This window comes from Rhizomicrobium palustre, assembly GCF_011761565.1.
Classification (GTDB): domain Bacteria; phylum Pseudomonadota; class Alphaproteobacteria; order Micropepsales; family Micropepsaceae; genus Rhizomicrobium; species Rhizomicrobium palustre.
On record NZ_JAASRM010000001.1, the window covers coordinates 1,311,777 to 1,332,789 of the forward strand.

Here is a 21,013-nt window from a genome sequence, read left to right on the forward strand (position 1 = left end):
ATGCGGCGGGTATTTTCCGGTTTGGTTTTGGCGGCGGCGCTTACCGCCTCTCCCGCCAAGGCCGGGCTGACCGCCTGCAACGCCACAAGCTATGTCCTTTATGCGGCGGGTGCGGCGCTCAATCCGCCGGATCTCGCGCTAAAGGGCTGGACGCGGCTGGTGCCGGGCGCTTGCGCCGAGGTGCTGACCGGCGATCTCAGCGCGGCGGGGTATTTCCTCTTCGCCCGCTCCTCAAGGGCCCATTCCGGGCCGCCGCGCGCCTGGAGCGGCAACGCCAATTTCTGCGTCCGGGACAAGGATTTCACCCTGCGCCAAAGCTTCGGAGGCGCCTGCCCTGCCGATGCCTATGAGGCGGGGTTCGCTCAAATCGACACCCATCATCAGAAGAGCTGGACAGCGACCTTTCGCGACTCACCCGATCTCGGGCCCATGCCAGCGGCGGCGAAGGCCGGGCTTGTGCGCTTGGCCAAGGATGCGGGGCTGAAAGAGGCAGGTGATCCCAAAAAGTTCCCTGCCGCGCTCGCCGCCTTTAAAGCCCGCATGCACCTCGCGGCTAACGCGCCGGACCGCGCGATCTTCGATGCCTTGGAGACCGAGGCGATGAAATCGGCCCAACCCGCCGGCTACACGCTCTGCAACGACACCAATGCTCCAGCCTATGCCGCGCTGGGCCAGCAAAAGGGCGTGGTGTTCTCCGCCAGGGGCTGGTGGACGCTGGCCGCAGGAAGCTGTTCGCATCTCATCACGGACCCCATCGCCGGACAGAAAATCTGGCTGCGGGTGGAGCGGGCCAAAGGCGCCCCGCTGGTGACGGGGCCGGTGAATTTCTGCGTCACCACGATCGAGTTCGACATTCAGGGGCGAGAAAACTGCCAGAAACGCGGATTAGTTGCGGCGGGTTTCATGGAAACCAACAGCAAAGCTGCCCCGGGGTTTACCGCCCATGTGACAACAACCGGATTGCGATAGGGATTTACCGCACTCCAGGCGTAAGACGGGTGGAACTCTAAAATTAAGGCATTCCTGCTAATGGAAATGCCGCAATCGAATGCTTAGCTACACAGCATGGATATGGCTCTTCCCGATTTTCGGCACGTCGATAGCTGGATTTTTGATCTCGACAACACGCTTTACCGCGCAGATTCGAATCTCTTCGCCGAGATCGAAAGCCGGATGAATTCTTACATCATGGCCAAGCTCGCGCTGAGCGAAGCCGAGGCCAAGGCGCTGCGCTCCGGCTATTACCGCACCTATGGTTCGACACTTTCCGGGCTGATCGCCCATCACAACGCCGATCCCGAAGATTTCCTTTGCTATGTGCATGACATTGATCTTTCGGGCCTGAAGCCGGAGCCCGGCCTCGCCGAAGCCATCGAAAAGCTTCCGGGCAAACGCTTTGTCTTCACCAATGGCTGCCGTAACCATGCACTGCGGGTGCTGGAGAAGACCGGGCTTTCCGGGCTGATGCATGGGATCTGGGATATTCGCTCCATGCGCTTTCAGCCCAAGCCCCAGCCGGACGCCTATCGCCGGATTCTGGAAGTGGAAGGGTTGAAGCCGGAACGTGCCGCGATGTTCGAAGATATGGCGGTGAACCTTCTGCCCGCCCATGATCTCGGCATGACCACGGTTTGGATCGCCAATGGCTCGGCCTGGTCGGACCAGGGACCGGATGCGGGGTTGAGCTCGACCGCCCACATCCACCATACGATTGACGATCTCGGCAATTTCCTTCAGACCATCCGGCTCTGAAACTTAAGTTCCGAAAAGCGCCGCCAATGTCGTCTGAACTTGCTCGCGTCCTGGATGCTGCCTGGGAAAACCGCACCGAAATCAATTTCGCCACCACGGGCGAGGTGCGCGAGGCGGTGGAAGAAGTTCTGGCGGCGCTCGATGCCGGACGCCTGCGTGTCGCCGAAAAGGGCGCCGATGGCTGGGTAGTGAACCAATGGGTGAAGAAGGCGATTCTGCTCTCCTTCCGCCTCACCGATAATGGCGAGATTTCTTCTGGCCCGGGCGGCAGCGTGTGGTGGGACAAGGTGCCAACCAAATTCCAGGGCTGGGGCGAGGCCGAGTTCCGTGCTGCCGGTATCCGCAGCGTGCCGGGCGCCTTCGTCCGCCGCGGCGCCTATTTCGGCAAGGGCGTGATCGTGATGCCGTCCTTCGTGAATATCGGCGCCTATGTCGACGACGGCACCATGGTCGATAGCTTTGCCACCATCGGCTCGGCCTGCCAGATCGGGAAGAACTGCCATATCTCGGCCAATGTGGTGATCGGCGGCGTGTTGGAACCCCTGCAGGCTGGCCCGGTGATCATCGAGGACCATTGCTTTGTCGGCGCTTGCGCCGCCGTGACCGAAGGCGTGCGTGTCGAAACCGGCGCAGTGATCGCGAGCGGCGTGACCATTGGCGCATCCACGACCATTATCGACCGTGCCACCGGCGAGACCTTCTTTGGCCGGGTGCCGGCTTACTCCGTGGTGGTCTCCGGCACCCTGCCCGCCGCCCCCGGCAAACCCGCAACCTATGCCGCCGTGATCATGAAGCGCGTGGATGAAGGGACGCGGGCCAAGACCTCGATCAACGAGCTGCTGAGGGGATAGTGCGCGCCATCGCGAGAGCTGGAGCGGATCAGCCGAGGCTCGCTGCCCAAACAGAACCGGAAAACTTGCAGAACCGTCGCAGCTGACACCACGATGAGTTGTGATATGATACCCGTACAGATTATGGGGGCATAGATGTTGGGCTTTCTGTTCAGTTTTCGCGGCCGGGCCAGCCGGGCCGATATCTGGAAATTCACCATCGCCGGCATAGTGTTGGTGCTAGTCCTGAGAGGAAGTTTTGCAACCATTCGGGATGCCGATGTATTCGCACAGGCGCCGGAGATACTGAGCCACGCCCCCACCGCGGATAAGTTACTTCTGCTATCTATCTTACTCACCTTCTGCGTCATCACGCTTGCTGGGCTGGCTGTTACCACGCGGCGGCTGCATGATCGCGAGAAAAGCGCCTGGTGGCTGATACCGTTTTGGGCGCTGCCGGAGCTGGCAAGGCTGCTCTTTCCCGGCGGATTGTCTGCGCACACGCCTTACGGATGGTTCGGCGTTCTCGTTACCCTGATCAGCTTTGGCTTGAGCTTTTGGGCGTTCCTGGAGCTGCTTTGCTTTGGCGGCAGCATTGGAGAAAACGAGTATGGCCCTGATCCTCTGCCTCGGCCGGTGATCAACCCGTTTGCCGGAGAACCGGCGCAATAAACGGGAGGCGCAGCGAGCGGGGCGTCATGGCTACTTTTCGTCCTGGTTCGAGCAATAAGGCTGGATGGCCGGGTCAAGCCCGGCCATGACGAATAACGTCAAAGCGCCTTTTCGGTTTTCGCGAAGTAGAGCCACTCGGTGAGGGGCTTGGCGTCCGTGTACGGAAAAACGATTACGCCGTCATAAGGCGCTTTGACTTCACCCTCGCCTTCGAGGATGGCGACGGGCTCGCCCTGTTTGATCGGATCGAAGTGCTTCCACAGCTTCACAAAGCGATCCGCAGGTGAATGGCGGATAATGGCTTCGGTCAAGCGATAGGTGGCGGGCGAGACGGGCGCGAAATCTTCCACCGGCTCGACCAGTTTCAAATGATTGAGCGCCCCCATGATGGCGCGTTTGGCAACCTCTACATTATGCGGGTCCTGGTGCTGGCCGCATTCCAGCGTCACGGCATAACCGCCCAGGCGGCGCATCAATTCGGTGGTGCCGACGCCGATCATCGGATTGACCAGCGGTTCCGCCTCGCCCTTTTTCGCCGCCAACTTCTTCACCGCAATGACGGCTTTTTCATAGGCCGAGAGCCATCCCATCAGCACGGTATCGACGCCCAAGGATTTGGCGAAAGCACGCTCGGCGGCGGCATGGGAAAAGGGTTCAAGATTGCCGTTGTTATCCTCTGGCCCGACGAAGACAAACGCCTTGCCCGGATCGGCGAAGGAATGCAGATCGAGCAGCACGTCATGCTCGGCGAGGATGGGGAACAGCGCATTGGCGATATGGTCTTCATATTCGGCAAAGACCGTCTTGAAGCGCAGATCGCGGTTGAAATTGCGATCCCCCATGCGCGTGCCTTGCGCGTAAGCCTTGGCATTCACCACTGGCACAAAGGTGAGCTGGCCGCGGGTGAGGCTGAGCTTTCCTTCGGCAAAGAGGGACTCGATCTCGCGGATCGCCTTGGGTCCGGCAATCTCGTCGCCATGTACGGCACCGGTGATGAGAAGCTTGGGGCCCGGACGCCCGGAGCGGTAGGTAAGGACGCGCAGGGACGGGTTTTTCTCGCTATAGGCGGACATTTAAGGCTCCGGGGCGGCACAATGAGGGCGCAACATGCCCCCTTTCCAAGCGCCGGAAAAGGGCGCAAACAGCCGGGGCAAACCCCGCCCCCACTCCGCTATGAACAACGCTCCTATCGGTGTTTTTGATTCCGGCATGGGGGGGCTGACCGTGATGGCGGCGCTCGCCAAAAAGCTGCCGGGCGAACAGTTCATCTATCTCGGTGACACCGCGCGCCTGCCTTATGGCACCAAGAGCGCCGATACGGTGCGCCGCTATGCCTTGCAAGCCGCCCATGCGCTGACGGAACGCGGCGTGAAGATGGTGGTGATCGCCTGCAATACGGCGTCGGTGGGCCTGCCTTATCTGAAAGAGGCACTGGCGCCGATGCCGGTTTTGGGTGTGATCGAGCCGGGTGCGGAAGCGGCCTTGCGTATGGCTCCGAACGGGCCGGTGGCGGTGATCGCGACCGAAGGCACTGTGAAGGGCGGCGCTTATGTCCATGCCATCCATGATAGGAGCTCCGCCCCGGTGGTGCAGAAGCCCTGCCCGCTTTTCGTGCCGCTGGCCGAAGAAGGTTTGACCGAAGGCCCGATCCCGGAAGCCGTGGCGCGGCGTTATCTCGAACCCCTCCTGGCACAATTGCCCAAACCCAAAGTGCTTGTGCTGGGCTGCACGCATTATCCAGTGCTGAAAAAGGTGATCGCGGGCGTGGCAGGGCCGGATATCGCGCTGGTCGACAGCGCCGCGATCACGGCAGACGCGGTGGCGGAGCTGTTGGAATTGCGCGACCTTAAGGCTTCGGCAAAGCAGGGGCCGCATAAGTTCCTTGTCACCGATGCGCCGGACCGCTTCGCGCGCGTAGGCGAGATCTTCTTCGGCGAACCAATTGATCCCGGCGCAGTGGAGCAGGTGGATCTTCAGTAATCCACCCTGACCAGATGCAGTCCATCGGGCGGCGCGACGGGGCCGCAGCGGGAACGGTCGCAAGCTTCGAGCGCCGCCTTCACATCCTTAGGCCGCCATTTGCCCTCACCCACGAGTTTCAGCGTGCCGGTAATGGAACGCACCTGATGATGCAGGAAAGAGCGCGCGGAGGCTTCGATGCTGATTTCATCGAGGGCGCGGCGCACCGTCAGCTTGTCGATGGTCTTCACCGGCGATTGCGCCTGGCATTCGGCGGCGCGGAAGGTGGTAAAGTCGTGTTGGCCAACGAGATATTGCGCGGCTTCATGCATGGCGTCTGCATCGAGGTCATGCACTACTTGCCAGGCGTGACCGCGTTCAAGCACCAGCGGCGCGCGGCGGCAGATGATGCGGAAAAGATAGTGACGCGCCTTGGCCGAGAAGCGGGCGTGAAAATCGGGCGCCACCTCGGCGGCCTCTAGAATCGCGATGGGCGCGGGACGCAGGAAATGATTGAGCGCATCCTGCACTTTGTTCGGCGCAAAGATTTTTTGCAGATCGAAATGGGCGATCTGACCCAGCGCATGCACGCCCGCATCGGTGCGGCCTGCCCCGGTGATGGTGACGGTCTCGCTGGAAAAGGCTTTGATGGCAGCTTCAATCGAGCCCTGGATCGACGGGCCATTATCCTGGCGCTGCCAGCCCACAAACGGTCCGCCGTCATATTCGATGGTGATGCGGTAGCGCGGCATCAGACGAGCTTCGTGCCTTTTGGGAGTTGCCAGCCGCGTAAGAGGTCGCTGGCGACCATGGCGGATTTGCCGGGGCGTTGCAGACGGATGAGGCGCACCGCGCCTTCGCCACAAGCAATGGTGAGCTGATCATCCAGCACTGTGCCGGGCGCACCGCTGCCAGACACAGGTTCGGCATAAAGGATTTTCAGGCGCTCGCCATTGGCCTCGGTAAAGGCGCCGGGCCAAGGCGAGAGGCCGCGGATATGAGCGTCCACCGCCGCGGCGGATTTCGTCCAATCGATGCGGGCTTCGTCTTTGAGGATTTTCTTGGCGTAGGTCGCGCCTTCTTCCGGCTGCGGCATAGCGGCGAGGTTTCCCGCTTCCATTTCCCGCAAAGTACGGGCCATCAGCTTGGCGCCGGTTTTTGCGAGCTCGTCTGTCAGCTCGCCCGCCGTCTTGCGCGCGATGGGGGTTTCTTCGGTCATCAGAACCGGGCCGGTATCGAGCCCCTCTTCCATGCGCATAACCATGACACCGGTCTTCTCGTCCCCCGCCATGATGGCGCGCTGCACCGGGGCGGCCCCCCGCCAGCGCGGCAAAAGCGAGCCATGCAGATTCCAGCAGCCAAGGCGCGGGGCATCGAGGATGGCTTTGGGCAGGAGGAGGCCGTATGCGGCGACCACCGCAATATCGAGATTCAGCGCGGCGAAGTCTGCCTGCGCTTCGGCATTTTTCAGCGAGACAGGTGTGCGGACGAGAAGGCCATGGTTCAGCGCCAGCTTGGCGACCGGGGTAGGTTCTTCCTGCAAGCCACGGCCTTTGGGGCGCGCGGGCTGGGAATAGACCGCCGCGATGTCGTGGCCTTCGGCGATCAGCTCGGCGAGCAGCGGCACGGCGAAATCCGGCGTGCCCATGAAAGCGAGTCTAAGGGTCATGGGTGTCCCCCCACCCGTCCCCCTTCGCTGCTGCGCAGCTATGGCGGACGACCTCCCCACCGGGGGGAGGTTAAAGGTTGCGCTTACGCGGTTTCCTTGGCCTTTTTGGCCTTGGTCAGTTTCTTGATCGCCATGGAGCGCTTGAGGCGCGAGAGGTGATCGATGAAAAGCGTGCCGTTGAGATGATCGATCTCATGCTGCAGGCAATCGGCCAGAAGCCCATCGGCTTCGAGGACCTGCTTCTTGCCGTCGAGATCGAGATATTCAGCTTTCACCGCGACCGGGCGCTCCACCTCGTCCCAGATATCGGGCACCGAAAGGCAGCCTTCCTGGAAATTGGCGACTTCATCGGATTCCCACACGATCTTGGGATTGATGAAGACCATGGGGTTCTTTTCCCCATCCTTCTGGGCGACATCGATCACCACGACGCGCAGCGCCACGCCGATTTGGGTGGCGGCAAGGCCGATGCCTTCAGCGTCATACATGGTGTCAAGCATATCCGCCGCCAGGGTCTTGATGGCACCGTCTACTTTGGAGACGTCCTTAGCAACCTCTTTGAGGCGGGGATCGGGGGCGGTGAGAATTTCGCGAATGGCCATGGCCAGGAGATAGGGTCAGCGGCCCTGAGGGTCAAGCCAGGGAAACCCGGGCGGGCCTCACACCATTTTGTATGATAAATGAGCCCTATTGCTCTATAACCGCCTCAACAAAAAAATCAGGAGGAATGCATGACCGGGAGCAAAATCGCCAAACGAACACTGTTTAAAACCGCAGCCGCGCTAGGCGTAGCCGCCAGCTTGCCAGAAATGGCGCGGGGGGAAGGTCTGGCGGAGATCGCCAGCGGCCCGTTCAAGCCGGATTGGGCATCCCTGACGGGGGGCTATACCGCGCCGGAGTGGTTTCGGGACGCCAAATTCGGCATCTGGGCCCATTGGGGGCCGCAATGCGCCCCGGAATTCGGCGATTGGTATGCCCGCAAGATGTATCTGCAGGGCGATCCCGTTTATGCCCACCACCTGAAGCGCTGGGGCCATCCCGCCGATAGCGGCTTTATCGATGTGATCCGCGAATGGAAGGCCGAGCATTTCGACCCCGACGCCCTTCTCGACCTCTATGCCAAGGCTGGCGCGAAATATTTCGTGGCGCTGGCCAATCATCACGACAACTTCGACACCTATGCCTCCAAGTTCCATGCCTGGAACGCCACGCGGGTAGGTCCCAAGCGCGACGTGCTCGGCATGTTCGCGAAGGCGGCACGGGCAAAGGGCTTGCACTTTGGCGTCTCCAACCACTCAGCCCATTCCTGGCACTGGCTGCAAGTCGCCAATGGCTATGATCCGGAAGGGGCACGACGGGGCCAGCGCTATGACGCCTACAACCTCACCAGAGCCATGGGCAAAGGCAAATGGTGGGAAGGGCTTGATCCGCAGGAGCTTTATTCCGGCCGCCTGATGCCCATGCCGGACGGGTTCACCTCGATCAAAGAGGCCGACGCCTGGCACGAAAAGCATGATGGCGTCTGGGATGAGAACCCGCCGATGATCAGTCCGGCCTTCACGCGCTCCTGGTTCCTGCGTTGCAAGGATCTGATCGATTCCTATCAGCCCGATCTTCTCTATTTCGACAACACCGGACTGCCCCTGGGCCAGGCGGGGCTCGATATCGCCGCCCATTACTATAACGCCAGCCTGAAATGGCACGGTAAAGTCGAGGCGGTGATCAACTGCAAATACGTGCCCGAGGCACGCCGCAAAGGGGTGGTGGAAGATACCGAACGCGGGCTTCATGGCGAAATTGGCAATACCCCCTGGCAGACCGATACCTGCCTTGGCGATTGGCATTACAGCCGCCCGCTCTATGAACGCGGCGGCTATAAGAGCGCCGCGCTGGTGATCCATTTCCTCTGCGATGTGGTCTCCAAGAACGGCAATCTTCTGCTCAGCGTGCCGGTGCGCAGCGATGGCACTATCGACGAAAAAGAACGCGCCATTGTGGAGGACATCGCCTCTTGGATGGGCCGCTTCGGCGAGGCCATTTATGGCACGCGGCCCTGGAAGCTTTACGGCGAAGGCCCCACCTCGATCACCGGCGGCGCCTTCGGCGAAGAGAAGATGAAATCCTTTACCGCCGAAGACATCCGCTACACCACCAAGGCCGGAGCGCTTTACGCCATCACCATGGGACGGCCCACCAGCGGCAAAATCTTTCTGCCAGCGGTCAAAGACGGCAAAGCCGAGCGTGTAGAAGTGGTGGGCGCCACCGCACCGCTCAGCTTCACGCAAGATTCGACGGGCCTGGTGGTGAACCTGCCTTCCGGAGCCGGTCATGATTTCGGCGTCGCGCTGAAGATCCAAGGCCAAGGCCTGATCTGACGTCATAATCAGGTAGAATGCGCCGATTCCTTAAAACCAGAGTCGGCGCATGGCTTCCCTTCCTCTTATTTTGCAGATCGTCACCTTGGCCCTGGTGGTCACGCTGGGGCTGTTGATCCTGGCCTTCCGCCCACGCCAAAGCGCCGATACGGGCGGCGAGGTTCTCAGGAGCGAGGCAGACCGCATCCGCAGCCATGTCAGCGAGGAAATGCGCGGCCTTCGCCAGGAAATCAGCGAGGCCTTGCGCGGCGGACAGGATTCCCTGGAAAAGCGCCTGGATGCCGGTGTCGAGGCCATCCGCACGCCCATCACCGCCATCGGCCAGAAACTCGACGCCGATATGAAGAAGCTTTCGGAAGAAGCCGCGAGCCAGCGCGACACCATGCGGGCGGCGGTGGAAGCAAAGCTCGATGCCACCGACAAGCGGCTGGTGGATGCGGCGCGCGAAACCCGCGAAGCCCTGGCGGCAAGCTTCAAGGAAACCCGCGAGAGCCTGACCGAAACCCTTTCCGGTCTTGGCACGCATCAAAAGGAACGGCTGGATAAGCTGCTTTCGGCCCTCGACATGCTGATCGAAAAGCAAGGCCAAGCCGCCGAAGCGCTGCGCCAGACGGTGGAAGGGCGCCTGGACAAGCTGCGCCAGGAAAACAGCGAAAAGCTCGACGAGATGCGCAAGACCGTCGATGAGAAGCTGCAGACGGAACTGGAAAAGCGTCTGGGCGAGTCCTTCCGCACGGTGTCAGAGCAGCTTGACCGCGTGCATAAAGGGCTTGGCGAAATGCAGACGCTGGCCACCGGTGTGGGCGATCTGAAAAAGGTGCTGTCCAATGTGAAGACGCGCGGCATCCTGGGCGAAGTTCAGCTTGGCATGCTGCTCGACCAGATGCTGGCACCCAACCAATACGCCACCAATACGCTGGTGAAGCCAGAGACCAATGATCGCGTGGAATTCGCCATCCGCCTGCCGGGCCGCGATGAAGGCGATGAGATTCTGATGCCGGTGGATTCCAAATTTCCACAGGAAGACTATCTGCGTCTGGTGGAAGCTTCAGAGCGCGGGGACGTGGAGGCGATGAAACTCGCCAGCGATGCCCTGGAGGTGCGCGTGAAGGCCTGCGCCAAGGACATTCACGACAAATACATCTGCCCGCCGCACACCACCGATTACGCCATCCTGTTCCTGCCGACCGAAGGGCTTTTCGCCGAAGTGGTGCGCCGCCCGGGGCTGATGGAGCAAATCCAGCGCGACTATCACGTCTCCATCGCCGGGCCGACCACGTTGACCGCCCAGCTCTCCGCCTTCTCCATGGGTTTCCGCAGCTTGGCCTTGCAAAAGCGCTCAGGCGAGGTTTGGAAGCTCTTAAGCGCGGTGCAGGGCGAGTTTGCGAGCCATGGCAAGGTGGTAGAAACCTTGAAGAAGCAGCTTAGTGCCGCGACCAATACCATCGACAAGCTTGGCACCCGCACCAATGTGATGAACCGCAAATTGCGCGAGGTAGAAGCGCTTCCTGCGGAAGAGACAGCGGAGATCCTAGGCCTCCCCTTGCCAGACGACATGGAATAATACAACCATGAAGAGAATCTATAGCTAACTTTCGTGGCAGGGGGCCATGGCGGAGCGAATTACCAAAGAGACCTTTGCCGCCCGATATCCAGGGGCGAAGATCGTTGTTCGCGAAAGAGCAGGTGGCGTGGCGTTTTTGGCGCTTTCGCCCGGGCGTGTGGTGCTGCGCATGGAAGGCTCGATCCATTTCGAGCATCTGATCGGGGTGTTGCGCGACGGGCAGCCCAAGGAAACCTTGGCGTCTGACCAGTTCAATGCCCTGATCGATTTTTCCGCCTTCACCGGCGAGATTGATTGGAATGCCATTCGCGACATTCGCGAGATCATGCCCAAGGGCGACAGCCGCACCAACAAAAACGCCTATGTGGTGCGCAACGATTATTACGCCCTGACGGCCGACGTTACCCGCGCCATCTTCGCCCAAACCGAATGCCGTGCCTTCAAATGCGAGGAAGACGCCTTGGCCTGGCTCGGCTGGAGCTGACGGAAGTAAGGGAAAGCCCTAGGCTTATAGGCTGGGTGGGTCTTTCCGTTTTGTTGAGAATTACGGCGGAAACTTAGCGCCGCAACAAACCTAGGACCTCGATGGCGCCGCCTTCCACGTCATTAGCAGGACATAATTTCTGCCGCAGCTTTCCCGAAGGCATGATCAGCCTCGAGGTTCAGCCTTGCCGCTTGATTTTCCGCATTCAAGGCGCGCTGCATTCCGAGCATATCGTGGGCATCATCGGCGAAGCGCGGGCGGCGGGGCTGCTGCAAGAGGACCATTTCTCGGCCCTGGTCGATATGCGCGACTTCACCGGCGTGATCGATTGGAAGGTCATTCCCAAGATCAATGACGTGATGCCCAAGGGCGATTATTGCGGCAATAAGAACGCCTATATCGTGCGCGATGAGTTCTTCGCCATGCTCGCCAAGGTCAATGTCGCGCTTTTCCCCAACACCGAACACGCCACCTTCCATAATGAGGAAGAGGCCGTGAAATGGCTGGGTTGGGCGTAGTTACAGCGCGCGGCGGGCTTTGAAGGCGGCGGAGAGCGTGCCTTCGTCAAGGTAATCAAGCTCGCCACCAACCGGCACACCATGGGCAAGGCGGGTGACCTTGACGCCGGTTTCCTCGAGCGTATCGAGGAGATAATGCGCTGTGGTCTGGCCTTCCACGGTCGCGTTCATGGCAAGGATGATTTCCTCCACCCCCTCCCGCACGCGGGCGATCAAGGACGCAACATTGAGGCGTTCCGGTGTGATGCCATCCAGCGCGGAGAGCGCGCCGCCCAAAACATGATAGCGGCCGCGGAACACACCGGCGCGTTCCAGCGCCCAAAGATCGGCGACATCTTCCACCACGCAGATCACTTTGGAATCGCGGCGGGGATCACAGCAGAGCGAACAGGGCGTGGCGGTGTCGAGGTTGCCGCAAATCTCGCAGGTCTTGATCGCGGCGGCGGCCTCTTGCATGGCGAGCGCCAAAGGCTCCATCAGGACATCGCGCTTCTTAAGCAGTTCCAGCACGGCGCGGCGAGCCGAGCGCGGACCGAGGCCCGGCAGTTTCGCCAAGAGCTGAATGAGGCGTTCGATTTCCGGACCGATGGTGGACATTACTCGTCGTCGCTATCGGAATCGGATTCCGGCATCGGAGCGGCGGTATCCTCGCCAGCGACATCGCGCACCGCCATGATTTCCGCGCCCGGGAAACGATCCAGCACCGCGCGTACAATGGGTTGCTGCAGCACCGCTTCATAGCGGGCTTGTTTGACGGCCTGTTTCTGCTCAGCAAGGGTCGGCGCACCGCCTTCGCGGGCCACCGTGACCAGCCAGCGCGTGCCGGTCCAATCCTTCAGCTTCTGCGCCAGATCGGCAGCGAGCGATGGCGGGGCATGACGCGCAGGACGGAACTCCAAACGGCCGGGCTCAAGCTTGACGAGATGGACGTTGTTCTCGAGCTGGAATCTTAAGAGCGGCGCATTGTTCTTCTGCGCAAAGGCAGCGAGGTCTTCGAGGCTTTTGAAGACCGGGGCTTGAGAGGCCATCGCCATTGGCTGTACCGCGGCCATAGCCTGCGGGCGTTCATTGGAGACCGCCATGCGCGGACCGGAGCCCGGAGCCCCAGACGGCGCGGGCGCGCCACGGCCTGCGGGAGCTGCACCACCATCCATCAGATCCCGCACCAGCTTATCGGTGGGCGGAAGATCGGCGGCGTAAGCAAGGCGGATCAGCGCCATTTCGAGCGCCTGCACCGGGCGGGCGGCATCGCGCACTTCGAAGAGCCCCTTCAGCAGCATCGTCCAGGCGCGGGTGAGCGAGGGGACCGAAAGCTTGCCCGCCATCTCGGCCGAGCGTTTGGCTTCCGAGGAGGCGCCATCAAAGAAACCTTCGGCGCCAGGAGCAACCTTGATGCGGGTGAGGAAATGCACGATTTCCAGAAGGTCCTGCAGCACCGCCATGGGATCGGCGCCGCGATCATAAAGCTCGCCCAGCTGGGTGAGGGCTTCGGGCATATTGCCCGACATCACCTTTTCGAAAAGGTCGAGCACGCGGCCGCGATCAGCAAGGCCCAGCATGCCGCGAATGACATCGGCGGTGATGATCTCTTCGGTGCCATGGGCGATGGCCTGATCGAGCAAGGAGAGGCTGTCGCGCACCGAGCCTTCAGCGGCGCGGGCGACAAGCGCGAGCGCGGCTTCCTCGATCTTCACGCCTTCCTTCTCAGCGATGTTGCCCAGGTGGCGCATCAATTCCGGCGTCTCGATGCGGCGCAGGTCGAAGCGCTGGCAGCGCGACAACACCGTGACCGGGACTTTTCGGATTTCGGTGGTGGCGAAGACGAACTTCACATGCGGCGGCGGCTCTTCCAGCGTCTTCAACAGGCCGTTGAAGGCCTGCTTGGACAGCATGTGCACTTCGTCGATGATGTAGACTTTGTAGCGGGCCGAGGCCGGGGCGTAGCGCACGCCCTCGATGATCTCGCGCACATCGTCGATACCGGTGCGGGAGGCGGCGTCCATCTCCTGGACATCGACATGACGGGATTCGGCAATGGCCCGGCAAGGTTCGCAGACGCCGCAAGGCTGAATGGTGGGGCCGGTGCCTTTGCCATCCGCACCGATGCAGTTCAGCGCCCGGGCGATGATGCGGGCAGTGGTCGTCTTACCCACCCCGCGCACGCCGGTCAGCATGAAGGCATGGGCGATACGGCCCGTCGCGAAGGCGTTGGAGAGGGTACGGACCAGGGCTTCCTGGCCGATCAATCCGGTGAAATCGGAGGGGCGGTATTTGCGGGCGAGAACCTTGTATTCGGCCTGAGCGGCGGCGCCCGGCGCGGGGCCCAAATCCATACCCAAGGAAGGTTCGTCGCTCTCGTCCATCGCTCGCCCGGGAATGGAGGATTTAGGTGGGAACCGGCAATGACCCGGACCGGATTCGTTACGGCTGCTTCCTTCCGGACCTGACCGGGTTGGCGAGCGTTCCGTCCACCGCCGGTTCCCGGGGTGGATATAGAGAAGCTTGCCGCAGAATGCGAGTCTCTCTTTGAAATGAAGCTGTTGACGGGTCAAATTGGCGGAACCGGCCCGCTGCGGCCACATTTGGCGGGCATTATTCCTGTGGGCTTAGGTAAGACGCATCGCACGCATGAGTAGCAAAATCCCTTTCACCGGTAATCCCTTGGACCGCCGCTCGGATAAGCGGGGCGATACCGGCTGGCTCACGGCCCAGGCGCAGGTGGTTTTGCCCTTGTGGAATCTGCAAGTTCTGGTGACGGGCAGCCCGATCCTCTCCGCCGCCAAGCTGCCGCGCGATTTTGTGCAGGATCTGGCCGGGGCGACCGAAGTGTTTCTCGGCATGGACGGGGAGACGGCGCTCTTCGCGCTGGATGTCTCCCGCCTGGACAATGCACCTGAGCGCTTTGCGAGCTTCGGCGAGTTCCAGGAACTGCGCCCCGCCGCCCCGATGCTGCGCAAGAAAGACCTCGCGATTCTTTCCCAAGCCAAGGCGATGCTCGATTGGCATGCCCGCCATGGCTTCTGCGCCCGCTGCGGCACTAAAACCGTGATCGGCGATGCGGGCTATAAACGTGCCTGCCCCAATTGCCAGGCCGAACATTTCCCGCGCACCGATCCTGCCGTGATCATGCTGGCGACCCACGAAGGCAAAGGCCTTCTGGCGCGCAACGCGAATTGGGCGCCGGATTTTTATTCGACGCTCGCCGGTTTCGTGGAACCGGGCGAGACATTGGAAGAAGCTGTGGCGCGCGAGCTTTATGAAGAGGCGGGCGTGCGGGCGAAGAATGTGCGCTATGTCGCGAGTCAGCCCTGGCCATTTCCTGCCGCGCTGATGCTTGGCTTTTACGCCGAGGCGGAAAGCTTCGATCTCAAGATCGATCACAACGAAATCGCCGATGCCGCTTGGTACACGAAAGACGAAGCGCGCGCGCTGATCGACGGAGACCTCGAAGGCCGCAGAGGCCCGCAGCCCATCGCCATCGCCTATCACCTGATCAAGGGATGGGTGGAGGGGTGAAAGTGGGCTGATTCGCCCGGCTAAACTCCCCCTTCAGCATTACCTGCGGAAGTACTTCCCCCTGAATCTGAACGAAAACCTGCGCCATCCTGGATGCGAAGCGTGGGCACGGGCCATTGACACGGCATCACCTGCCATCGTTTTCGCTTGAAATTGCCAATAGGGCATAGGAGGCGTTTGTGCGAGATTCATTCAAATTCAGCTTGCTTGGCGCGCACATACAAGGACATGGCTGGGGAATTCCGGCTGCGGCCTTAGTAGCAATCTTTTTCGTGACCGCGATTTGGTTCGTAGCCAAGAAATTATCCGTTTGCGAACTAATGGCTGTCGGTCAGAGCTTCCTGCACGGAGTTTCCACAGCCACCACTAAGCTCTCACTGTCATCCCCGGCCGAATGTTCTGAGCAGCGCGAAGAACAGGAGGGAAAGGGGATCCAGGTCGCATCGCAAAGAAAATCTCGAAAACAAAGCGTAACCAAACTTCAGGCGGCGGAGCAGATTTCTCCACCTGGATCCCCTTCCCTCGCCCGCGCGCAAAAGGCCGCGCCTCACCACAAACAGCTTGCGGCGCGGGCTCGCCGGGGATGACAAGCGGGGGCTGGCGGCGATAGCGTTGCGATAAAGACGGCAATTACACGGGCGGGGAATACCATGCGGAAAATCGGCTTTGCGGCGGGGCTTTTGGCAGGCGCGGCGGCTGCGGCGATGGCGGCTCAGGCGAGCGGCTTTGCTTGCGCGGAGCTGAAAGAGCTGCGGCTCGAGAATGTGCGCATAACTGCTGCAGAACGCGTGGAGCCGGGCTGGAAATATCCCGCCTCGCCCTTCAATGGCTCGCTGGGACCGCGGGCGGTGGCGCATAGCTCTTTCTGCCGCGTGGCGCTGACCATCGAAAAAGAGATCAAGGTCGAAGTCTGGCTGCCCGATATCTGGAATCAGCGTTTCGAAGCCGTCGGCAATGGCGGGCTGACGGGCGGGATCAATTTTCCCTCCATGGCCGATGTGATGCGCAGCGGCTTTGCCACCGCCTCTACCGATACCGGCCATGAAACCCCGACGGGCTTTTTCGATTCCAGCTGGGTGAAAGGCCATCCCGATAGGGTCGAGAATTTCGGCCATCGCGCCCATCATCTGATGGCGATGAATGCCAAGAAAATTATCGCGGCCTATTACGGCACGGGCCCAAAGAAATCCTATTACACCGGCTGTTCCTCGGGCGGCTGGCAGGGGCTGACGGAAGCCCAGCGCTATCCCGAAGACTATGATGGCATCGTGGCGGGCGCGCCTGCGATTAATTTCGTGCGGCTGCAAGCCAATGCCTTCGCGCTGGCTTGGCGGGCGCGGCAAATCCCCAACAGCGATATTCCTTATGCGAAGCTTTCCCTGATCGCCAAGGCGCAGATCGCGCAGTGCGACGCACAGGATGGCGTGAAGGACGGCTTCATCACCGATCCGCGCCAGTGCAAATTCGATTGGTCCAAGCTGCTCTGCAAAAAGGATGGCGGCACCGAGTGCTTGACCAAGGCGCAAATCGCGCGCGCCAAAACCCTTTATGGGCCGCAGAGAACGCCGAAGGCCCAAAAGCTTTATCCCGGCAAGCCGCTTGGTATCCTCGCCAATGCGCCGGTGGAATACCCCGCGGGCAGCGATCCCTTAGAGACCTTGATGCTGCCACAAGCGCTGAAGGAAAAGCCCAAATGGACGGCGACGAGTTTTGACCCCGACCGCGATCTGCCCGCGCTCGGCAAGGAATTGGGGCCGATCTTGAACTCGACCAATCCAGATCTTTCCGCCTTCAAAGCACGCGGCGGCAAACTGATCATGTATCATGGCTGGGCCGATAACGTGCTCTCGCCCTATAACAGCATCGATTACGCGGCGAACGTTACGAAGAAAACGCCGGGGGCGGAGAATTTCCTGCGCCTCTTCATGGTGCCCTCGATGGGCCATTGCGGCGGTGGCGAAGGCCCCAACAGCTTTGACAGCAATTCCGCTATCGTCAATTGGGTGGAAAAAAGCGAAGCTCCAGACGTGCTGATCGCCACCCATACCGGAGCCGATGGCGGCGTGACCATGACGCGCCCGCTCTGCGCCGAGCCGAAAGTCGCCGTCTACAAAGGCGAAGGATCGACCAACGACGCGGCCAACTTCATCTGCAAAATGCCGAACAAGAAGGGGGAATAAGGGCCCCCTTCCCGGCCTCCGGCCGGACTTCCCCCTCTTCGTGGGGGCAGAAAAGTTGAGGTTTTACGGCATTTCGTTGCGATAGGGGTGGGCGGGGTAGATGCCCAGCATGATGACGCGGGAGGAGAAGAAGGAGAGCTCCTCCAGCGCCAAGCGCACATTGCGGCTATCGGGATGGCCTTCAATATCGGCGTAGAATTCGGTGGCGTTGAAGGAGCCGCCAAGCTGATAGCTTTCGAGCTTGGTCATGTTCACGCCATTGGTGGCAAAGCCGCCCAGCGCCTTATAGAGCGCCGCCGGAATGTTGCGCACCCCGAAAAGGAAGGTGGTGATCACCGCGCTGCCGTCATTGGGCGGATCTTCCGGCTCGCCGCCGACGATCAGGAAGCGCGTCATATTGTTGGAGGCATCTTCGATATCGGCTTTGAGGATGTCGAGGCCGTAAATCTCGCCCGCGAGCGATGAAGCCACGGCGGCACAAGTGGGATCACCGAGCTCGGCAACATGGCGGGCGGAACCTGCCGTGTCGTACCACTGCTTTTCGACGAGGCCCAATTCCTTCACCACCTTGCGCACCTGACCGAGCGCTGGGGCTTGGCTATAGACGGTTTTGACGTCTTCGAGCTTGGCGCCTTTAACGCCGAGAAGCTGATGGCGCACGCGGTGAAAATGTTCACCCAGGATGAAAAGATCGCGCCCGCCTTTGTCCGGCACGAAGCCTTTCACCGCGCGGCCAAAATGGCGCACCAGCTGGTGCACGTCGGCGATGCGGCCATAGACCGAGTTTTCCACCGGCACAAAAGCCAGATCCGTCTCGCCCTGGCGTACCGCTTCAAGCGCGGCTTCAAAGGTGGGCTTGCCGATAAACTCCGCATGCGGAATGGCTTCCTTGGCGGCGAGATTGGCATAGGCCCCGGCTTCCCCTTGGAAGGCGACGGTCTTGGCGCGGGCGATCAGAGTGCTCATGTCCTATTTTCTCTCAGGCCAACTTTTTCTCTTTGGCTACCTGGGCGCGGGCTTTTTCGAGATCGGCAGGGGTATCGACGCTTGAGGGAACCTCATCCACCTTCCCCACCGCAATCGTCATGCCGGCTTCTATGGCACGCAATTGTTCCAGTTTTTCGCGACCTTCCAGCGGAGAGGGCAGAAGGTTGATGAAGCGCTGCAAGGCTTCGCGTCGGTAGGCGTAGATCCCGACATGGTGGAACCAGGGACCTTTGCCCCAAGGCGCCTTGGCGCGGGTGAAGTAATGGGCCTTGCCGCGGGTGCCGCCGACATCCCAGGTCGCCACCACTTTGACGACGGAAGGATTGTCGGCTTCTTTTTCGTCCTCGATCTCTGCGGCGCAGGTGCCGATATCAGCCCCCGTCGTTACCATGGCATCGATAGCCGCTTTGATGATGGCGGGATTAAAGGTGGGAAGGTCACCCTGTAAATTGACTACGAGGTCATGTTCAAAGGCGCGATCCACGGCGTTTAGCGCAGCCCAGACGCGATCAGAGCCAGAGGGAAGTTCCGGCTTGGTCAGAATCGCGCGCCCGCCTGCCGCTTCGATGGCTTTCTGCACTTCGGGCTCACTACAGGCCACCACGACGGGGCCAACGCCCGTCTCAACCGCCTTCTGCCAGACCCGCACGATCATCGGCACACCACCAATATCGGCAAGCGGCTTGCCGGGGAGGCGCGTGGAGGCCATGCGGGCCGGGATGAGAATGATCGGTTTCATTGGGAATCCCCCTGAACTTATGCGACAGTCCGCCGCACCACTCCGCAAGACTCGATTGCAGGGAGAGGTGCGTTTGTTTTTGTACTCTTAGCGGTCCAGTGCAAGGCCGATCCGGTGCAAGACTGCCCCGGTTCAGCCTATAAAGCGGCCGGGTAACGCGGAGCCAGACCTTATGGATTCCTGGGAGTGGAACAAGATCGCCGGGGCGGTGTTGGGCACGGTGCTGTTTGTTCTGGTCATCAATTTGGTCGCACAAGCGATCTACACCTCCCCAGAGCCGTCGAAGCCCGGCTATGTCGTGGAGGTGCCTGAGGAAGCCCAGGGCCAGACCGCAGCCGCAGCGCCGCAGGCCGAAGCCCTGCCCGACTTCGCTGTCTTGCTGCCCAAGGCCGATGTCGGCCATGGCAAGGAGATCTCTGCCCGCTGCGAGCAGTGCCACGATCTTTCCAAAGGCGGCCCTAACAAGATCGGTCCCAATCTTTGGGGCGTGGTGGAGCGCGCCCGCGCCAGCCATCCCGGATTTTCCTATTCGAGCGCCATGGCGGCCAATCATGATCCGTGGGATTACGAGAAGCTGTTCGTTTTCTTGAAGGCGCCGCAAGCCACCGTGCCCGGTACCAAGATGAGCTTTGCCGGACTTCGCAGCGCGCAGGATCGTATCGATCTTCTGGCTTTCTTGCGCATGCAAGCCGATAGCCCGGCCCCATTCCCTGAGAAGAAGTGATGGGCCCTGAGAAGAAGTGATAGACTCATGCGGCAGCTTTGCCGGTGACATTGCTGCATGCGAGGGGCATGTTTAGCGAAATTTGATCAGAGATTTTTGCCATGGCGCATTCTTCCAAGCCCAAATTATTGATGATCGTACCGATGAAATGGGCCGGGCTGGCAGGAACCGCGCTGGGCTCTGTGGAGGTGGTCGTTGCTGGCAAGGATTCGTATGAGCCCGCCGATATTCATTACGTCTTGAGCTTTCGCCCACCGCAGGGGCTGCTTGCGAGCTTGCCCAATCTGAAAGCCGCATTTTCGCTAGGCGCCGGCGTGGATGGGTTCTTATCGGACCCGAGTTATCCCAAACATGTGCCGCTGGTGCGTTTCGTCGATCGCACCCTTTCCGCCGAGATGGCGCAATATGTGTTGATGCATGTTCTGATCCATCATCGCATGCAGCGCTTCTTCGATGACTGCCAGAAAGACTCGAACTGGCGCCAGCGCGTCTTGGAACGGCGCACCGAAGAGACCCATATCGGCTTTTTGGGGTTGGGCGAGATCGGCAGCTATACCGCGGGTCTTCTGGTGGAACTCGGTTTTCCCGTGCGCGCCTGGACACGCAGCCGCAAGGCCGTGCCAGGGGTGACGAGCTTTGCCGGGCCGGAGGAATTCAAGATCTTCCTGGGCAAGACCGATATTCTCATCAACCTTCTGGCGCTGACGCGCGAAACCGTGGGCATTCTGAACGCCTCGACCTTCGCGGCCCTGCCTCAGGATGCTGTGGTGATCAATGTGGCGCGTGGCGGACACCTCATCGAATCCGACCTGTTGGAGGCGCTCGAAAGCGGCCATCTTTCGGGCGCGGTGCTGGATGTATTCGAGCAGGAACCCTTACAGGTCGAAAGCCCGCTCTGGCGCCACCCCAAAGTGACGGTGACGCCCCATATCGCCGCGATTTCGCAGCCCGCTGTGGTGCTCGCCTATGTGCGCGACGGTATTGCCGCTTTCGAGCGCGGCGAGGTGCCGCCGACCGTGGTGGATGTGAATGCGGCTTATTGAG

21 protein-coding genes and 1 other RNA gene are annotated in these 21,013 nt (G+C 60.9%); 13 read left to right on the top strand and 9 right to left on the bottom strand.

Going from position 1 to position 21,013, the window contains the following annotated elements; all coding sequences use genetic code 11:
• From FHS83_RS05855 to FHS83_RS05870, 4 genes are all read left to right on the top strand, one after another.
• A complete protein-coding gene (locus FHS83_RS05855) occupies nucleotides 1-969 on the top strand; it encodes a DUF1036 domain-containing protein (protein ID WP_167081810.1) in 969 nt (322 codons plus the stop codon).
• 96 nt (nucleotides 970-1,065) lie between these two features.
• Nucleotides 1,066-1,752, top strand: coding sequence for a pyrimidine 5'-nucleotidase (locus tag FHS83_RS05860; RefSeq protein WP_167081812.1), 687 nt, complete (start codon nucleotides 1,066-1,068; stop codon nucleotides 1,750-1,752).
• A gap of 26 nt (nucleotides 1,753-1,778) precedes the next feature.
• Nucleotides 1,779-2,603, top strand: a complete 825-nt coding sequence (locus tag FHS83_RS05865) for a 2,3,4,5-tetrahydropyridine-2,6-dicarboxylate N-succinyltransferase (RefSeq protein WP_167081814.1) — start codon at nucleotides 1,779-1,781, stop codon at nucleotides 2,601-2,603.
• A gap of 135 nt (nucleotides 2,604-2,738) precedes the next feature.
• The gene (locus FHS83_RS05870) at nucleotides 2,739-3,254 is read left to right on the top strand and encodes a DUF805 domain-containing protein (protein ID WP_167081816.1); all 516 of its coding nucleotides are present in this window, start codon (nucleotides 2,739-2,741) and stop codon (nucleotides 3,252-3,254) included.
• Nucleotides 3,255-3,352: 98 nt separating this feature from the next.
• Here the strand turns inward: FHS83_RS05870 and FHS83_RS05875 are convergent, their stop codons facing one another.
• Nucleotides 3,353-4,327, bottom strand: coding sequence for a succinylglutamate desuccinylase/aspartoacylase family protein (locus tag FHS83_RS05875; RefSeq protein ID WP_167081817.1), 975 nt, complete (start codon nucleotides 4,325-4,327; stop codon nucleotides 3,353-3,355).
• Nucleotides 4,328-4,427: 100 nt separating this feature from the next.
• Here FHS83_RS05875 and murI point away from each other — a divergent pair, with 100 nt between their 5' ends.
• A complete protein-coding gene (gene murI / locus FHS83_RS05880; protein ID WP_167081818.1) occupies nucleotides 4,428-5,234 on the top strand; it encodes a glutamate racemase in 807 nt (268 codons plus the stop codon).
• On the opposite strand, the gene truA is transcribed toward murI, so the two are convergent.
• From truA to def, 3 genes are all read right to left on the bottom strand, one after another.
• Nucleotides 5,228-5,965 (bottom strand): tRNA pseudouridine(38-40) synthase TruA, encoded by a 738-nt coding sequence (truA, locus tag FHS83_RS05885; RefSeq protein ID WP_167081819.1) that lies wholly within the window; start codon nucleotides 5,963-5,965, stop codon nucleotides 5,228-5,230. The genes murI and truA overlap by 7 nt on opposite strands.
• Nucleotides 5,965-6,882 (bottom strand): methionyl-tRNA formyltransferase, encoded by a 918-nt coding sequence (gene fmt, locus FHS83_RS05890; protein WP_167081820.1) that lies wholly within the window; start codon nucleotides 6,880-6,882, stop codon nucleotides 5,965-5,967. Before fmt ends, truA begins: the two co-directional genes overlap by 1 nt.
• Before the next feature lie 83 nt (nucleotides 6,883-6,965).
• Nucleotides 6,966-7,484: a peptide deformylase gene (gene def, locus FHS83_RS05895; protein WP_167081821.1), complete on the bottom strand. Its 519-nt coding sequence runs from the start codon at nucleotides 7,482-7,484 to the stop codon at nucleotides 6,966-6,968.
• A gap of 129 nt (nucleotides 7,485-7,613) precedes the next feature.
• Here def and FHS83_RS05900 point away from each other — a divergent pair, with 129 nt between their 5' ends.
• The 4 genes from FHS83_RS05900 to FHS83_RS05915 all read left to right on the top strand — a co-directional run bounded on the left by FHS83_RS05900 (nucleotide 7,614) and on the right by FHS83_RS05915 (nucleotide 11,823).
• Nucleotides 7,614-9,257 (top strand): alpha-L-fucosidase, encoded by a 1,644-nt coding sequence (locus FHS83_RS05900; RefSeq protein ID WP_167081822.1) that lies wholly within the window; start codon nucleotides 7,614-7,616, stop codon nucleotides 9,255-9,257.
• Between the two features lie 49 nt (nucleotides 9,258-9,306).
• A complete protein-coding gene (locus FHS83_RS05905) occupies nucleotides 9,307-10,821 on the top strand; it encodes a DNA recombination protein RmuC (protein WP_167081823.1) in 1,515 nt (504 codons plus the stop codon).
• A 46-nt stretch (nucleotides 10,822-10,867) separates the two neighbouring features.
• On the top strand, nucleotides 10,868-11,305 hold the full coding sequence (locus FHS83_RS05910; RefSeq protein ID WP_167081825.1) for a hypothetical protein: 438 nt from the start codon (nucleotides 10,868-10,870) through the stop codon (nucleotides 11,303-11,305).
• Between the two features lie 101 nt (nucleotides 11,306-11,406).
• Entirely contained in the window at nucleotides 11,407-11,823 is a 417-nt protein-coding gene (locus tag FHS83_RS05915; protein ID WP_167081827.1) for a hypothetical protein, read from the top strand.
• Here FHS83_RS05915 and recR read toward each other — a convergent pair whose 3' ends face one another.
• The 3 genes from recR to ffs form a co-directional block, all read right to left on the bottom strand.
• On the bottom strand, nucleotides 11,824-12,420 hold the full coding sequence (gene recR, locus FHS83_RS05920) for a recombination mediator RecR (protein ID WP_167081829.1): 597 nt from the start codon (nucleotides 12,418-12,420) through the stop codon (nucleotides 11,824-11,826).
• A complete protein-coding gene (locus FHS83_RS05925; protein ID WP_208414247.1) occupies nucleotides 12,420-14,186 on the bottom strand; it encodes a DNA polymerase III subunit gamma/tau in 1,767 nt (588 codons plus the stop codon). Before FHS83_RS05925 ends, recR begins: the two co-directional genes overlap by 1 nt.
• A 25-nt stretch (nucleotides 14,187-14,211) precedes the next feature.
• Nucleotides 14,212-14,306: signal recognition particle sRNA small type (gene ffs, locus FHS83_RS05930), an RNA gene on the bottom strand.
• A 145-nt stretch (nucleotides 14,307-14,451) separates the two neighbouring features.
• Here ffs and nudC point away from each other — a divergent pair.
• Together nudC and FHS83_RS05940 are read left to right on the top strand one after the other, a co-directional pair.
• Nucleotides 14,452-15,339, top strand: coding sequence for an NAD(+) diphosphatase (gene nudC / locus FHS83_RS05935; RefSeq protein WP_167081831.1), 888 nt, complete (start codon nucleotides 14,452-14,454; stop codon nucleotides 15,337-15,339).
• 650 nt (nucleotides 15,340-15,989) lie between these two features.
• On the top strand, nucleotides 15,990-17,519 hold the full coding sequence (locus tag FHS83_RS05940) for a tannase/feruloyl esterase family alpha/beta hydrolase (RefSeq protein WP_167081833.1): 1,530 nt from the start codon (nucleotides 15,990-15,992) through the stop codon (nucleotides 17,517-17,519).
• 63 nt (nucleotides 17,520-17,582) lie between these two features.
• On the opposite strand, the gene FHS83_RS05945 is transcribed toward FHS83_RS05940, so the two are convergent.
• Together FHS83_RS05945 and FHS83_RS05950 are read right to left on the bottom strand one after the other, a co-directional pair.
• A complete protein-coding gene (locus tag FHS83_RS05945) occupies nucleotides 17,583-18,485 on the bottom strand; it encodes a prephenate dehydratase (protein WP_167081835.1) in 903 nt (300 codons plus the stop codon).
• Between the two features lie 13 nt (nucleotides 18,486-18,498).
• Entirely contained in the window at nucleotides 18,499-19,245 is a 747-nt protein-coding gene (locus tag FHS83_RS05950) for a 3-deoxy-manno-octulosonate cytidylyltransferase (protein ID WP_167081837.1), read from the bottom strand.
• A 172-nt stretch (nucleotides 19,246-19,417) separates the two neighbouring features.
• Here FHS83_RS05950 and FHS83_RS05955 point away from each other — a divergent pair, with 172 nt between their 5' ends.
• Together FHS83_RS05955 and FHS83_RS05960 are read left to right on the top strand one after the other, a co-directional pair.
• Nucleotides 19,418-19,969 (top strand): c-type cytochrome, encoded by a 552-nt coding sequence (locus FHS83_RS05955; RefSeq protein ID WP_167081839.1) that lies wholly within the window; start codon nucleotides 19,418-19,420, stop codon nucleotides 19,967-19,969.
• A gap of 101 nt (nucleotides 19,970-20,070) precedes the next feature.
• Nucleotides 20,071-21,012, top strand: coding sequence for a 2-hydroxyacid dehydrogenase (locus tag FHS83_RS05960; RefSeq protein WP_167081841.1), 942 nt, complete (start codon nucleotides 20,071-20,073; stop codon nucleotides 21,010-21,012).
• The last annotated feature ends 1 nt before the right edge of the window (nucleotide 21,013 follow it).

What these genes read in the sequence shown, in the direction of transcription:
- def (WP_167081821.1), bottom strand. Translation starts at nt 7,484, where the DNA reads ATGGCCATTCGCGAAATTCTCACCGCCCCCGATCCCCGCCTCAAAGAG.
- FHS83_RS05955 (WP_167081839.1), top strand. Translation starts at nt 19,418, where the DNA reads ATGGATTCCTGGGAGTGGAACAAGATCGCCGGGGCGGTGTTGGGCACG.
- fmt (WP_167081820.1), bottom strand. Translation starts at nt 6,882, where the DNA reads ATGACCCTTAGACTCGCTTTCATGGGCACGCCGGATTTCGCCGTGCCG.
- FHS83_RS05960 (WP_167081841.1), top strand. Translation starts at nt 20,071, where the DNA reads ATGGCGCATTCTTCCAAGCCCAAATTATTGATGATCGTACCGATGAAA.
- FHS83_RS05910 (WP_167081825.1), top strand. Translation starts at nt 10,868, where the DNA reads ATGGCGGAGCGAATTACCAAAGAGACCTTTGCCGCCCGATATCCAGGG.
- FHS83_RS05900 (WP_167081822.1), top strand. Translation starts at nt 7,614, where the DNA reads ATGACCGGGAGCAAAATCGCCAAACGAACACTGTTTAAAACCGCAGCC.
- FHS83_RS05860 (WP_167081812.1), top strand. Translation starts at nt 1,066, where the DNA reads ATGGATATGGCTCTTCCCGATTTTCGGCACGTCGATAGCTGGATTTTT.
- recR (WP_167081829.1), bottom strand. Translation starts at nt 12,420, where the DNA reads ATGTCCACCATCGGTCCGGAAATCGAACGCCTCATTCAGCTCTTGGCG.
- FHS83_RS05865 (WP_167081814.1), top strand. Translation starts at nt 1,779, where the DNA reads ATGTCGTCTGAACTTGCTCGCGTCCTGGATGCTGCCTGGGAAAACCGC.
- FHS83_RS05950 (WP_167081837.1), bottom strand. Translation starts at nt 19,245, where the DNA reads ATGAAACCGATCATTCTCATCCCGGCCCGCATGGCCTCCACGCGCCTC.
- murI (WP_167081818.1), top strand. Translation starts at nt 4,428, where the DNA reads ATGAACAACGCTCCTATCGGTGTTTTTGATTCCGGCATGGGGGGGCTG.
- nudC (WP_167081831.1), top strand. Translation starts at nt 14,452, where the DNA reads ATGAGTAGCAAAATCCCTTTCACCGGTAATCCCTTGGACCGCCGCTCG.
- FHS83_RS05855 (WP_167081810.1), top strand. Translation starts at nt 1, where the DNA reads ATGCGGCGGGTATTTTCCGGTTTGGTTTTGGCGGCGGCGCTTACCGCC.
- truA (WP_167081819.1), bottom strand. Translation starts at nt 5,965, where the DNA reads ATGCCGCGCTACCGCATCACCATCGAATATGACGGCGGACCGTTTGTG.
- FHS83_RS05870 (WP_167081816.1), top strand. Translation starts at nt 2,739, where the DNA reads ATGTTGGGCTTTCTGTTCAGTTTTCGCGGCCGGGCCAGCCGGGCCGAT.
- FHS83_RS05875 (WP_167081817.1), bottom strand. Translation starts at nt 4,327, where the DNA reads ATGTCCGCCTATAGCGAGAAAAACCCGTCCCTGCGCGTCCTTACCTAC.
- FHS83_RS05925 (WP_208414247.1), bottom strand. Translation starts at nt 14,186, where the DNA reads ATGGACGAGAGCGACGAACCTTCCTTGGGTATGGATTTGGGCCCCGCG.
- FHS83_RS05940 (WP_167081833.1), top strand. Translation starts at nt 15,990, where the DNA reads ATGCGGAAAATCGGCTTTGCGGCGGGGCTTTTGGCAGGCGCGGCGGCT.
- FHS83_RS05905 (WP_167081823.1), top strand. Translation starts at nt 9,307, where the DNA reads ATGGCTTCCCTTCCTCTTATTTTGCAGATCGTCACCTTGGCCCTGGTG.
- FHS83_RS05915 (WP_167081827.1), top strand. Translation starts at nt 11,407, where the DNA reads ATGGCGCCGCCTTCCACGTCATTAGCAGGACATAATTTCTGCCGCAGC.
- FHS83_RS05945 (WP_167081835.1), bottom strand. Translation starts at nt 18,485, where the DNA reads ATGAGCACTCTGATCGCCCGCGCCAAGACCGTCGCCTTCCAAGGGGAA.